Source organism: Martinezella sp. CNPSo 3890, assembly GCF_057784455.1.
On sequence record NZ_JBXSOR010000003.1, the window covers coordinates 584,102 to 597,436 of the forward strand.

Consider the following 13,335-nt stretch of genomic DNA (forward strand, 5'->3'; position numbering starts at 1 on the left):
TCAGTCCCGCTATGCAGGTCTCATTATCAGGCGTTGGCTAAGTCCTTGAGTCGGGCGAGAAGGCTCGCCCGGTTCATCGCAAAATTCCCATCGAGCCATTCCTGCTCGATCTTGCCAAGAAGCTCGCCCACGCGCGGACCCGCATTGACGCCCGCGGCAAGCGCATCAGCGCCATTGAGCGGAAAAGCCGGCTTCTTCCATTTTGCCGTCCGTTCCAACAATTTCCCGAGCCGCGCCACGCGGGCCATTTCCTCGAAATCGCCTTCCGCCTTGCTCCGCGCAACGGCCAGCGCCAACTTAAGGCGAACCGCGACGCCGGTCGGATCATGGCGATAAAGCAGGCGATCGAAGGCCGCCTCTGAAATATCGTCCTTGACGATGGGCGCATTCGCCCAGGCCTGCAGATAGGAGCCTTCCGCTTTCGAGAGGCGCAGCCGTTCAGCAAGCTTGGCAAGCCTTGCCGCATCGGGCGGCACGATGGCCGCAAGGCGAAGTAGAGCCTCCGGCAGCCAGCCGAGAGCCTGTTCGGCGGCGATCAGCCCAGGAATGGCGTCGATGCCCCATTTTTCGGTTTCCGGCAGCACTTCCGTCAAAATGCCGATCTGGCGCATCCAGAGCAGAGCCCTGCCCGGATCCGGAGCCGCTAGCAGCTTCTTCATTTCGGACCAGACACGCTCAGCTGAGAGCGTTGATATCTTCGACTTTGCGGCGGCACAGGCGCGCAAGCCATCGGCATCGGGACGGCCGCTGCCGTAATAGGCGAAGAAGCGGAAGAAGCGCAGGATGCGCAAGTGATCCTCGGCAATCCGCGTCGCAGCATCGCCGATGAACCGAATATTGCGGCGTTCCAGATCGGCAAGCCCGCCGACGAGATCCACGATCTCGCCGTCGGCGGATGCATAGAGCGCATTGATCGTCAGGTCCCGCCGCTCGGCATCGGCCTGCCAATCCTGGCTGAAGGCCACTACGGCGCGCCGCCCATCCGTCTCCACATCGCGTCGCAAGGTGGTGATTTCGAACGGCTTTCCGTCGATGACCAGAGTGACCGTGCCATGCGCAATGCCTGTTGGTACCGCCTTGATTCCGGCCGCCTCTGCTCGTTCCACAACCGTTTCCGGCAAAAGAGTTGTGGCTATATCGATATCGGCGACGGGCAGCCCCATCAGGCTGTTGCGGACGGCACCACCGACCACGCGCCCCTCGCCGCCATCGGCATCGAGCAGCGCCAGCACCCGCTGCAATGCCTCATCGCGAAACCAGGCCTCATCGGCAACGGACGTCATGTATAAAGCCTTTCATAAAGCGTGCGGACGATGCCCGCGGTAATGCCCCAGATCATGCGCTGCCCATAGGGCATGCGGTAGAAATGGCGTTCCGTCCCCTGCCAGTGCATCGTGTCGGTCACATGATGGTCGGGATTCATCAGGAAGGAGAGCGGCACCTCGAAGGCATCCTCCACTTCGGTCGGGTTGAGAGCCAGGTGAAAGCCCGGCTTCACCACGGCAAGAACAGGCGTGATGCGAAAGCCCGTCGCCGCCAGATAGTGCGGCAGCCGCGCGACGGGCTCGATGAAGATATCGGCAAGCCCGATTTCCTCGCCCGCTTCGCGCACCGCCGCCATTTCCGGCGACGCGTCCTCTGGATCGATGGCACCACCCGGAAAGGCGATCTGGCCCGAATGCTTGCGCAGCGTCGAAGTTCTAAGCGTGAAGATCACCTTGGCATCGTCGCCGCTGTCAACGACGGGCACAAGCACGGCGGCATCCTTGAGCTTCAGGTCCGCGACCTGTGAAATGGTCTCGGGATTGAGAAGATGATCGCCGTGATCGCGCCAGGCAAGCTCCACCGGTCCGCCACTCTGATGGAGGGCGCGACGGCGGAATTCATCCGCGGAATAAAGGGGAAATTCATTCATCGAGTCAGTGCATCCAGTTCGGCAACCGGCATGACGGGAAATATGGAGCTGCCGGAACGCACGCAGAAGATCTCTCGCCCGGCAATCACGACGGGCTCACCAAGCTCGATGAGATCGTACATGACCGCACGCGTCACCAGAGCCTCCAGGCGCCCCCGGACATGCAGATAAGGCTTCAATTCATCGTTTTCACCGCTGATGACGAAGCGGATTGGATGATCCCTGCCAGCCTCGACGACATCGCCGACATTGGTGCGGAAGGTCAGCACCCGTCTGCCCTCACGCTCCGTTACGCTCATCTCGACGGCCACGAACGGCGCGTCGACCACGCGAATACCCACCTTTTCCACAGGCGTCACGAGATAGGTCTTCCCATCCTCGTCTTTGCGCAGAACTGTGGAAAATAGCCGCACCAGCGGCGCGCGACCGATCGGCGTGCCGAGATAGAACCAGGTGCCGTCGGCGCGGATCTCCATGTCGATATCGCCGCAGAAGGGCGGATTCCAGCGATCGACGGGCGGCAAACCCTTCTTGGAGCCGCCGCTATCGCCAGCCGCACGCGAAATCAGCGCCGCGAGGCTTGCGGCATCGCCCGTTGTCCTGATTTCCTCGGTTGCCATTCTTCTGTCCCGGTTGGTCGTTAGTCAGGAATATGACAGTTCTCACGAGATAGTCATTTGAAACGTGCTTGTCAGCGGTCTTGCTGGCGATAAGTTGTATTGATTATGAGGCAAATGTGTAACGTCTGCGAATCACGCGCACCGTTTTTCTGCCATTGGAGACGCAAATGGGCATGATCAAATCGACCGAAACGAGCCTCGACGAGCAGGCCATCATTGCCTCAGCCGAAAAGGCACTGGGCGATATCGCCGCCGTTCGCCAGGAGGTGTCGAAGGTCATTTTCGGTCAGGAAAGCGTCGTGGAAAACACGCTTCTGGCCGTGCTCGCCGGCGGTCATGCCTTGCTGGTGGGCGTACCGGGTCTCGCCAAGACGAAGCTGGTGACGACACTCGGCGCCGTTCTCGGCCTTGCCTCCAACCGCGTGCAGTTCACGCCGGACCTCATGCCCTCGGATATTCTCGGTTCCGAAGTCATGGACCAGGACGAAACCGGCCGCCGTTCCTTCCGTTTCGTCAAGGGTCCGGTCTTCGCGCAATTGCTGATGGCCGACGAAATCAACCGCGCCTCGCCGCGCACGCAGTCCGCCCTGCTGCAGTCCATGCAGGAATATCACGTCACCATCGCCGGCCAACGTTATGACCTTCCTGCTCCCTTCCACGTTCTCGCAACACAGAATCCGTTGGAGCAGGAAGGCACTTATCCGCTGCCGGAAGCCCAGCTCGACCGTTTCCTGCTGCAGGTCGACGTCGATTATCCCGAGCTTGCGGATGAACGCCGCATCCTGCTCGAAACCACCGGCTTAAGCGAAGCGACGCCACAGGCGGTCATCGACGCCGAACGCTTGCTGGAAATCCAGCAACTCATCCGCCAGATGCCCGTCAGTGACGGCGTCGTCGATGCGATCCTGTCGCTCGTGCGCTCGGCCCGCCCAGGCCAGGGCAATGCCTCGACGGACAAGCATGTCGCCTGGGGTCCAGGTCCGCGTGCCGGCCAAGCGATGATGCTCTGCGCCCGCGCCCGCGCCCTTTACGAAGGCCGGCTTGCACCGTCGATCGACGACATTCATGCACTCGCCGAGCCAGTATTGGAACACCGCATGGCGCTGACTTTCGCAGCCCGCGCTGAAGGCATGTCCGTACGCGATGTCATTTCAGGGCTGGTCAAACAGTCGAAGTCGTGACCCGGATGTCGAGGAGAGTATAGCGCGTGGCATCCATCGGACAGACCGTCAGACCGACCTCAGGCAACGATGCCCTCTCCCGAGCCCGTAGTCGCGCCGCACTCGTGCCGGACTGCCTTGTCGAAGCCAAGCGCATCGCCAATACCGTCATCGCCGGATGGCACGGCCGGCGCAAGCGCGGCATCGGCGAGAATTTCTGGCAGTTCCGCCCCTATACCGAAGGCGAAAGCCTGTCGCGCATCGACTGGCGACGCTCGGCCCGCGACGATCATACCTATATCCGCGATCATGAATGGGAAGCCGCTCACACGATCTGGCTCTGGGCCGATCTCTCCCCATCCATGATGTATAAATCGACCTATGGCCATGTGTCCAAGGAAGGCCGCGCGCTCGTCCTGATGCTGGCGCTGGCGGAAATCCTGTCCCGCTCCGGTGAGCGCATCGGCTGCCCCGGCATCATGGAGCCGGTTTCGACCCGCAACGCTGCCGAACGCCTGGCCGCAGCGCTGATGCATACGCCGCTCGAAGGCGGCCTTCCGCAGACATCAATGATCCGCGGCTGGAGCGATATCGTGCTGATCGGCGATTTTCTCGACGATGCCGATAGCGTGATGGGCAGGATCGGACCGCTGGCCCGCCGTGGCTTACGCGGTCATGTGATCGAGGTTGCCGACCCCGCCGAAGAACTATTTCCCTATAGCGGGCGCACCGAATTCAGCGATCCCGAAACGGGCTCGAAGCTGATCGCCGGCCGCGCGGAAAACCTGCGTGACGATTATCAGCGCGCCTATCTCGCGCGGCGCGAAAATCTCGGCCAATCGCTGCGCCATCTCGGCTGGACCTTCGTCAGCCACCGCACCGACCACCTGGCTTCCGAAGCGCTGGTCGCCGTGCACATGTATCTCTCAGGCATGCCCGCGAGGGTCGCGTCTGGAGGCCAGCCATGAGCGGTCTCTCCTTTGCATTCGCTTCGCCGGCCATCTTGGCAGCGCTCATTCTGCTTCCTGCGATCTGGTGGCTGCTGCGCCTGACCCCGCCGCAGCCACGCACCGAAGTGTTCCCGCCGCTCCGCATTCTGGCTGCTATCCTCAAACGTGAGGAAACCCCGGCGCGCAGCCCATGGTGGCTGACGCTGCTGCGCATGCTGCTTGCCGCTCTGGTCATTCTTGCCATCGCCAATCCGATGTTCAATCCGCGCACCAACACGCTGTCGAGCAGCGGCCCGCTGGTGCTGATGATCGACAATAGCTGGGCAAGCGTCTCCGACTGGGAACGCCGCGTGCGCACGGCGGACGCGCTGATCGACGATGCCGATGCCAAGGGTATTCCGGTCTCGATCGCCTTCACCGCCGAACAGAGCAATGATGCGACACCGGGTGCCGCGACATCGGCCCGAGACAAACTGCATGCGATGAACCCGAGACCACTGGTGCCGGATCGGCAACGCGCCGCCGGCGCCGTCAAGGCGGCGCTCAACAGCAGCAAGCCCGGTACTATTGCTTTCCTTTCCGACGGTATCGAGAGCAAGGACAAGGACGATATCGTCAGCCGCCTTGCCGCGCTGCAGCCGAGTGAGCTGCGGCTGATCGAGGGCGACGGCCGCGATATCGTCGCGCTCACCGGCGCAGCCAATACCGCCAGCAACATGACCGTCACGGCCACACGGCTAAACGGCAGTGGCCCGATGCGCCTCGGACTGACGGCGCAAGACAATCAGGGACGGCCAATCGCCGCCGGTTCGCTTGACTTCGCAGGCGGGCAGACGGTTGCGACCGGCTCCATTGCAGCGCCCTTCGAAATGCGCAACGATTTCGCGCGCATCAGCATCGACCGACAGGCAAGCGCCGGCAGCGTCTATCTGCTGGACGACGGTTTTCGCCGCCGACGCGTGGCGCTCCTCTCCGGACAGGCCGCCGACGAATTCCAGCCGATCCTGTCGCCACTCTATTATATCCAGCGCGCCCTTCAGCCCTATGCCGATCTCACTCAGCCCAACAGCGCCGATCTGGCAAAGTCGATCCCCCAACTGCTTGCGGGCAATCCCTCCGTCATCATCATGGCCGATGTCGGCCGCCTGCCGCAGGAAACCTACGCACCGCTGCAAAAATGGATCGAGAATGGCGGTACGCTCGTCCGCTTCGCCGGACCGCGGCTTGCCGCGGCACCCGCTGACGATCCTCTCGTTCCCGTCACTTTGCGGCAGGGCGAGCGCACCTTCGGCGGCGCTCTTTCCTGGGCCGAGCCGCAGCCGCTTGCCGATTTCCCCTCTTTCGGCCCCTTCGCCGGCATGCCGAAGCCGGATGATGTCCTGATCAAACGGCAGGTTCTGGCCGAGCCGACACCGGATCTCGCCGAGCGCACCTGGGCAAGCCTTGCCGACGGCACGCCGCTGGTGACCGAAAAGCAGATGCAGGCCGGCCGTATCGTGCTCTTCCACGTCAGCGCCGAGCCACAATGGTCCGATCTGCCGATATCAGGCGATTTCGTCGAGATGCTGCGCCGCATCGTCCAGCTGTCGCGTGCCGGCGGCGTTGCGCCGGGGCAAGCGGCTGCCTCCAAGGCAAGTGAAGCAATGCCACCCTACCGGCTCCTGACCGCCAAGGGCGTGCTGACGAGCGAGATCGGCAGCGCCCGGCCGCTGGAACCAAGCACCAAGGGAGCCGCAGTCGCAAGTTTCGACAACCCGCCCGGCCTCTATGGTTCCGAAGAGGGCTTCAGCGCGCTCAATACCCTGCCGAGCGGCGCAGTGCTCAAGCCGCTGGATACCTCGGCGGCCGGCGCTGTCGCGCGCGAAGGCCTTATCGGGGGCGAGGCCTGGTCCGCAAAGCCGATCCTCTTTACCCTCGCCTTCCTCCTGCTGCTCGCCGACAGCATCATCGTGCTGTTCATGAACGGTGCCTTTCCACGCCTGGGCAGATCGGCCAAGACGATTGCGGGCGGTGCGGCGATGCTGCTGCTGGCCGTCTTGCTCGCCATATTCCTGCATCCGGCAAACGCTCTGGCCGACGATTCCAAACCGGGCGACGACGCCATCTTCTCGCGGCTCGACAAGACACATCTTGCCTATGTGGTGACAGGCGAAACGGACGTCGATCACATTTCAGAGCGCGGTCTTGCCGGCCTCTCCGACTATCTCACCTATCGTACGACGCTCGAACCAGGCCCGCCGGTAGGGGTGGATCCTGCCAAGGATGAACTCGCCTTTTACCCGCTGATCTACTGGCCGATTTCAGCAACCGCGCCGATGCCGTCCAACGACGCCATCAACCGCATCGACGCCTATATGCGCAACGGCGGCACCGTGCTCTTCGACACGCGTGACGCCATCGACACGATGGGCGACACTTCGTCACCGAGCCCCAACGGCCAGCGACTGCAGCAGATCCTCGCCAACCTCGATATTCCTCCCCTGGAGCCCGTGCCCGCCGGCCATGTGCTGACCAAGTCCTTCTACCTGCTGTCGAGCTTCCCCGGCCGCTATGCAGACAGCCCGCTCTGGGTGGAAGCGCGTCAGGATGCGCGCCGCGATGCGAACGCCGTCGCGACCTCCGACGGGGTGACGCCGATCATGATTACGGGCAATGATTTTGCAGGCGCCTGGGCTATCGGTGACAATGGCTCGCCGCTGCTGCCGACCGTCCCCCCGGACGAAACGCAGCGGGAATATGCCTACCGCACTGGCGTCAACATCATGATGTACATGCTGACCGGAAACTATAAGTCCGATCAGGTCCACGTTCCCGATATCCTGCAGCGCTTGGGGCAATAGTATGAATATCGGTTTTGCCCCCTTCCTCCCCTGGCCTATCCTTGCCGCTCTGGCGGTGCTGACGCTCGCCATCGCGGCGCTGGCGATCTACAGGCGTTTGCGCGGCGGCTGGATACGCGCTCTGGCGGGCATCGCCCTGCTGGCGGCACTCGCCAACCCCGTGCTGATGCAGGAGGATCGCGATCAACTGACGACGATCGTTCCCGTCGTGGTCGATCGCAGCCTGAGCCAGCAGACGCCGGAACGTACGAAGATGACGGACGAAGCCCTGGCGATGCTCAAGGATCGGCTGGCGCAATTCCCCCGCATCGAGCCCAGGATCGTGGAATTCCGCGATCCGGCGGAATCGGAATCTCCGTCGACACGGCTTTTCTCTGCCCTCTCCTCGGCAATCGCCGACGTCCCGCCCGCCCGTATCGGCGGTGCCATCTTCCTGACGGATGGCCAGATCCACGATATCCCCGGCGCCAACCAGCAGCTCGGCTTTGACGCACCCGTCCACGGGCTGATCACGGGCAAACCGGACGAATTCGATCGCCGCATCGAGATCGTGCGTGCACCTCGCTTCGGTCTTGTCAACGAAGAGCAGCAGCTCGTCTTCCGTGTCGTCGACGATGGCAAGAGCCCCGGCGGCACGGCAGCAGTGACGGTCAAGATGAATGGCGACGAGATCGCCACCCTGCAGGCGACGCCCGGCCAGGACACGCCCTTCAGCTTCAAGGTGCCCCGCGCCGGCAACAATGTCCTCGAATTCGCAGTCGCCGAAGTGCCTGGCGAAGTCACCGGCATCAACAATCAGACGGTCCAGCTGATCGAAGGCATCCGCCAGAACATGCGCGTCCTGCTCGTCTCGGGCGAGCCGCATGCCGGCGAGCGCGCCTGGCGCAACCTGTTGAAATCGGACGCCTCGGTCGATCTTGTGCACTTCACCATTCTGCGTCCGCCGGACAAGCAGGACGGCACGCCGATCAACGAATTGTCGCTGATCGCCTTCCCGACCCGCGAGCTTTTCGTCGACAAGATCAGCTCTTTCGACCTGATCATCTTTGACCGCTATCAGGACCGCCAGAACGTCCTGCCGACGATCTATTATGATTACATGGCGCAATATGTCGAAAACGGCGGCGCATTGCTGGTTGCAGCCGGCCCAGAACATGCCGGCGGCAGTTCGATTGCGCTGACGCCGCTCGCCTCGGTGCTGCCGGCCGAGCCGACGGGCCAGATGATCGAGAAAGCCTTCTATCCGCGCCTGTCGGACCAGGGCAAAAAGCACCCCGTCACGCGCGGGCTGGATGGCTCCGAAACCGAGCCGCCGCATTGGGGCCGCTGGTTCCGCAGCGTCGATGTGGAGAGGCCGCAAGGGCAGACCGTGATGGTCGGCGCTGACAATAGTCCCTTGCTGGTGCTGAACCGCGTCGGCCAGGGACGTGTCGCCATGCTGCTCTCCGACGAGGGCTGGCTCTGGGCACGCGGCTTCGAAGGCGGCGGCCCACATGTGTCGCTCTACCGCCGCATTGCCCATTGGCTGCTGAAAGAGCCGGCGCTGGAAGAAGAAGCGCTGACGGCCAATGCCGCCGGGCGCACGCTGCAGGTAACGCGCCAGACGATCGGCAACGATCCCGGCCCCGCTACGATCAAACTGCCTTCCGGCCAGACGGAAACCTTGCCGCTGAGGCAGACCCAGCCGGGTCTCTATCAAGCCGAGAAGCATATGAACGAAATCGGGCTCTACCAGATCGCCAACGGCAATCTATCGACACTCGTTCATATCGGCGCAATCGATGCTCCGGAATTCAAGGCGATGATCTCGACCACCGAGACACTGAAACCGCTGGCACAAAAAACGAAGGGTCTCGTCACCCGCGTTGCCGCTGCAAATGGCGGCGTGACGGTGCCGCAGGTTCTGCCGGTGCGCGGCGCCGTTCGCGTCGCCGACGGTCAGCGCCTGACCATCCGCATGACCGACGAAACCGTGCTGAAGGGGATCAATACCCTGCCGCTCTTTGCAGGCTTTGCCGGTCTCGCCGCCCTTCTCTTTGCTTTCTCCGCCACATGGTGGCGCGAAGGACAATGACTATGAAGATCGACGTGACCGATACGCCATCGGATAACGACCTTGCGGCTATTAGTGAGGGATTGACGGCTTTCAACACCGCTGATGTCGGGCCATCCGGCCGGCAATCCCTCGCCGTTCTGATCCGCGACGATGCCGGCAAGACCATCGGTGGCATCTCGGGCTATACCGCCTGGGGATGGCTGTTCACGCAATGGCTATTCGTGCCGGAAAGCCTGCGCGGCCAGGGCATGGCCGGAAAGCTGCTGGAGGCGGCGGAAGCGGAGGCAAGCGCCCGCGGTTGCTTCGGCGCATGGATCGATACCTTCAATCCACAGGCGCTGAAAGCCTATCAACGGCAGGGCTATGCCATCTTCGGCGAACTGCCAGATTTCCCGGCCGGTCGCAGCCGATTCTTTCTGAAGAAGACGTTATCGCCCCGCTGACATCAAGCAGGGCGATTTTTCGTTGATGGCGCCTTAGACAGCGATCGCCGTGAACTGTACGACATCATCCAGATCGTCTTCGGCTTCGGCTTCGATAGCCGGAACGGAATCATCGCGCCAGACAATCATGCCGTGCAGCCGCGCATGCGTGTCTGCGGCGATCGGCACGACCAGCACCCGGTTTGGATCGACAGGCCCCGGGAAGGTCAGTGCGTTGTAGGCGACCTTCTCGAAACCGAGCGGGCAATAATAGGGCGGATCGCCGATCAGGATAACAGCTTCCGATCCCTTGCGCTGAGCAGCGGCCACTGCAATCCGCACGAGCTCGCGACCTATACCCTTATTCTTGTGCGAAGGACGCACCGCAAGCGGGCCGAGCAGATGTCCCTTGACCGATCCGGCCAACACCGGCGTCATCCGCACGGAAGCGATTGTCTCGCCATCATCGGCGCAGATGAAAGACAGCAATCGGTCATGCGGTCCCTGCTCGCGAATGCGAGCAGCAGCGCGGGTAAACCGGCCCGGACCGAAAGCTTCTTCGTTGATGAGTTCGATAGCAGCGTCGTGCGACGCATCCTCAGTGAGGTAGACCAGATCGTGCTTGTACATTAGCCCAGAAAACCAGATAGACGGACGATATTGTTCCCGAAAGCGCTCATGGAGCGTTCAAGATCATCGGCGTCGTCGCAGGCTTCTGGTTACTTTCATGACAAGGGGTCCTTAAAGTGTGAGAAGCCGGATAGCAGGAAATATTCGGCGCGTCCAATGCAAAATGCATCCTGCCGTTCATTCATGCAGGATCGTGCCGGCATCGTGTCTTTTCTGAAGCTTCATGTCGCCACATGAGCCCGCCGACAGCACCTATGACGCAGTGTTCATCATTTGCCGTCTCGAAATCCGGCGCGCATGCCGTATCTCTAGATATATAGTTTCGGCAGTTTTCCGAAAGGATCAAGCAATGGGCATGTTGGTGGACGGCGTCTGGCATGACGTCTGGTACGATACCAAGGAGACGAAAGGCCATTTTAAGCGCGCCGCGTCGCAGTTTCGAAACTGGGTCACCGTGGATGGCAGCGCCGGCCCCACTGGCACCGGCGGCTTCAAGGCAGAGGCCGGACGCTATCATCTCTACGTCTCGCTCGCCTGCCCCTGGGCGCATCGAACCCTGATCTTCCGCAAGCTGAAGAAGCTGGAGGATCTGATCTCCGTCTCGATCGTCGATCCGCTGATGCTGGAAAATGGCTGGGAATTCAAAGGACAGGATGGCGGCACTGTCGACCATCTCTTCGGCGCGACGAAGCTCTGGGAGGTCTATGTCAAGGCCGATCCGCATTATTCCGGCCGCGTGACTGTTCCCGTTCTCTGGGACAAGCAGACCGGCACGATCGTCAACAATGAGTCCGCGGAAATCATCCGCATGTTCAATACGGCCTTCGATGACCTGACCGGCTCCACGGCGGATTTCTATCCCACCGATCTGCAGGCCGATATCGATGCATTGAACGAGCGCATCTACGATGCGGTCAACAACGGCGTCTACAAGGCCGGCTTTGCGACGACGCAGGAAGCCTATCAGGAAAACGCACTCCGCCTTTTCGAAACCCTCGGCATGCTCGATGAGCGGCTGGCAACACAGCGCTATCTATTCGGCGATCGCTTGACGGAGGCCGATTGGCGGCTGTTCACGACATTGGTTCGTTTCGACGCCGTCTATGTCGGACATTTCAAATGCAATATCCGGCGCATTGCCGACTATGCCAACCTCTCGGCCTATCTCCGGGATCTCTATCAGATCGGCGGCGTTGCCGAGACGGTGAACATCGGGCACATCAAGAACCACTATTATCGCAGCCACAAGACCATCAACCCGACAGGCATCGTGCCGATCGGGCCGGAACTGGATTTCGATCGCCCGCATGGGCGTAAGCGGCTGGCAAAGGCTGCCTGATCCAAGCGTCGGAGACTACCAATAGCTGGAGGGAGCTTCCGCTCCTTCCAATTCCTTCAGCCGGCGATAGGTTGCCTTCGTCGTGCCTGGCGGCAGCGCATCGACCGGAAAGAAGCCGCATTCGACGATCTCGCGGTCCGGCTTGCGCGGCGAGGTCTGGGTAACCTCGACGCGATAGAAGACGACGTGGTCGCGTTTGCTGGTGTGATTGTTGAAATAGACGTGGAAGAGCTGTGGCTTGCCTGAGATCGCCAGATTGCCTTCCTCGCGCAGCTCCTTCTCAAGCGCCTGCTCCACAGTCTCATGGCGTTCGACGCCGCCGCCGGGCATATGCCATCCGGCGATATAGGAATGCCGAACCAGAAAAATCCGCCCTTCACGATCGAAGCAAGCGGCGCGCACGCCGATGGTCATGCTGCGGGTCAGCACGAAATAGACATGCAGCGCGCGGCCGAACAGACGCACAGCCAAACTCTGCCTTTCGTCGCGTCGATTGTCTTCGCTCATGCCTGAACCCCGGCGTCGCGATCTACAATTGGATTGGGGATGTATTTGTTTTGACAATAGAGTGGGCTATGTCTCATCCCATGTTCAAGCTCGCGCATATTTCCGATGTTCACCTTGGTCCACTGCCACGTCTTTCGATCAGAGAACTCGCCTCCAAACGCATTACCGGATTTGTGAACTGGCACCGGAACCGGCGCAAGCATCTTTTTGGCGATACGCTCGATCTTCTTCTTGACGACATCAAGGCGAAACAGGCCGATCATCTGGCCGTAACCGGCGATCTCGTCAACCTTGCGAGCGGCATGGAGATCCAGACAGCAGCCGCCTGGCTGAAGACTGTCGGCGATCCCTTTCATACTTCAGTTGTTCCCGGCAATCACGATGCCTATGTGCCCGGCGCCTACGAAAAGGCCATGCGCTCCTGGTATCCCTATGTCCGCGGCGACGATGCTCCTGCCGAATGGCAGGAAGAGCAGCGCATTTTCCCCTATCTGCGTATCCGCGGTCAGGTTGCGCTTGTAGGCTGCTCCACAGCGGTTGCCACCCCGCCCTTTGCCGCAAGCGGCTTCTACTCCTCACGCCAGGCGCGCGAGACGGTCAATATCCTGCGCGCAGCCGGAGATGCCGGGCTCTTTCGTGTCGTCATGATCCATCACCCGCCCATTCGCGGTGCAACCAGTTTCTACAAGCGGATGATCGGCATTCGCCGTTTTGCGGCCGTCATCTCGACCGGCGGCGCCGAACTTGTCCTGCATGGCCACACACATCTCAACACCTTGCATTGGCTGCGCGGCCACATAGGCCCGGTCCCGGTCGTCGGGATCGCCTCAGCATCGCAAGGGGTCGGCGGATTGAAGCCGCGCGCTGCCTATAATTTCTTCACCATCGCCGGCCGC

Annotated in this window: 12 protein-coding genes; 7 read left to right on the plus strand and 5 right to left on the minus strand. The window is 61.6% G+C overall.

Features of this window, described 5'->3' with window-relative positions:
• Nucleotides 1-26: 26 nt before the first annotated feature.
• From AC13RC_RS12760 to AC13RC_RS12770, 3 genes are read right to left on the minus strand one after another with little or no spacing between them, the layout of a single operon-like run.
• Nucleotides 27-1,283 carry a CCA tRNA nucleotidyltransferase gene (locus tag AC13RC_RS12760; protein ID WP_488557317.1) on the minus strand — a complete coding sequence of 419 codons (1,257 nt, stop codon included), beginning with the start codon at nucleotides 1,281-1,283 and terminating at the stop codon, nucleotides 27-29.
• Nucleotides 1,280-1,915 (minus strand): CoA pyrophosphatase, encoded by a 636-nt coding sequence (locus AC13RC_RS12765; RefSeq protein WP_488557318.1) that lies wholly within the window; start codon nucleotides 1,913-1,915, stop codon nucleotides 1,280-1,282. Before AC13RC_RS12765 ends, AC13RC_RS12760 begins: the two co-directional genes overlap by 4 nt.
• Nucleotides 1,912-2,535 carry a DUF1285 domain-containing protein gene (locus AC13RC_RS12770; protein WP_069612680.1) on the minus strand — a complete coding sequence of 208 codons (624 nt, stop codon included), beginning with the start codon at nucleotides 2,533-2,535 and terminating at the stop codon, nucleotides 1,912-1,914. The genes AC13RC_RS12765 and AC13RC_RS12770 overlap by 4 nt, the downstream gene beginning before the upstream one ends.
• A 167-nt stretch (nucleotides 2,536-2,702) precedes the next feature.
• Between AC13RC_RS12770 and AC13RC_RS12775 the strand changes: the two genes are divergently transcribed.
• From AC13RC_RS12775 to AC13RC_RS12795, 5 genes are read left to right on the plus strand one after another with little or no spacing between them, the layout of a single operon-like run.
• The gene (locus tag AC13RC_RS12775; protein ID WP_113420497.1) at nucleotides 2,703-3,716 is read left to right on the plus strand and encodes an AAA family ATPase; all 1,014 of its coding nucleotides are present in this window, start codon (nucleotides 2,703-2,705) and stop codon (nucleotides 3,714-3,716) included.
• 26 nt (nucleotides 3,717-3,742) lie between these two features.
• Nucleotides 3,743-4,663, plus strand: a complete 921-nt coding sequence (locus AC13RC_RS12780) for a DUF58 domain-containing protein (RefSeq protein ID WP_488557319.1) — start codon at nucleotides 3,743-3,745, stop codon at nucleotides 4,661-4,663.
• Complete coding sequence (locus AC13RC_RS12785) at nucleotides 4,660-7,485, plus strand: DUF4159 domain-containing protein (protein ID WP_488557320.1); 2,826 nt, start codon at nucleotides 4,660-4,662, stop codon at nucleotides 7,483-7,485. The genes AC13RC_RS12780 and AC13RC_RS12785 overlap by 4 nt, the downstream gene beginning before the upstream one ends.
• A gap of 1 nt (nucleotide 7,486) precedes the next feature.
• Nucleotides 7,487-9,559 (plus strand): hypothetical protein, encoded by a 2,073-nt coding sequence (locus tag AC13RC_RS12790; protein ID WP_488557321.1) that lies wholly within the window; start codon nucleotides 7,487-7,489, stop codon nucleotides 9,557-9,559.
• A gap of 2 nt (nucleotides 9,560-9,561) precedes the next feature.
• The gene (locus tag AC13RC_RS12795; protein ID WP_113332223.1) at nucleotides 9,562-9,984 is read left to right on the plus strand and encodes a GNAT family N-acetyltransferase; all 423 of its coding nucleotides are present in this window, start codon (nucleotides 9,562-9,564) and stop codon (nucleotides 9,982-9,984) included.
• A gap of 33 nt (nucleotides 9,985-10,017) precedes the next feature.
• On the opposite strand, the gene AC13RC_RS12800 is transcribed toward AC13RC_RS12795, so the two are convergent.
• Entirely contained in the window at nucleotides 10,018-10,593 is a 576-nt protein-coding gene (locus AC13RC_RS12800; protein ID WP_488557322.1) for a GNAT family N-acetyltransferase, read from the minus strand.
• Nucleotides 10,594-10,942: 349 nt separating this feature from the next.
• Here AC13RC_RS12800 and AC13RC_RS12805 point away from each other — a divergent pair, with 349 nt between their 5' ends.
• The gene (locus AC13RC_RS12805) at nucleotides 10,943-11,932 is read left to right on the plus strand and encodes a glutathione S-transferase family protein (RefSeq protein WP_488557323.1); all 990 of its coding nucleotides are present in this window, start codon (nucleotides 10,943-10,945) and stop codon (nucleotides 11,930-11,932) included.
• A 15-nt stretch (nucleotides 11,933-11,947) separates the two neighbouring features.
• On the opposite strand, the gene AC13RC_RS12810 is transcribed toward AC13RC_RS12805, so the two are convergent.
• The gene (locus AC13RC_RS12810) at nucleotides 11,948-12,439 is read right to left on the minus strand and encodes an NUDIX domain-containing protein (protein WP_113332220.1); all 492 of its coding nucleotides are present in this window, start codon (nucleotides 12,437-12,439) and stop codon (nucleotides 11,948-11,950) included.
• Between the two features lie 50 nt (nucleotides 12,440-12,489).
• On the opposite strand from AC13RC_RS12810, the gene AC13RC_RS12815 reads away from it, so the two are divergent.
• Nucleotides 12,490-13,335: metallophosphoesterase family protein (locus AC13RC_RS12815; protein ID WP_488557324.1), on the plus strand; the 846-nt coding region annotated here is incomplete at its 3' end.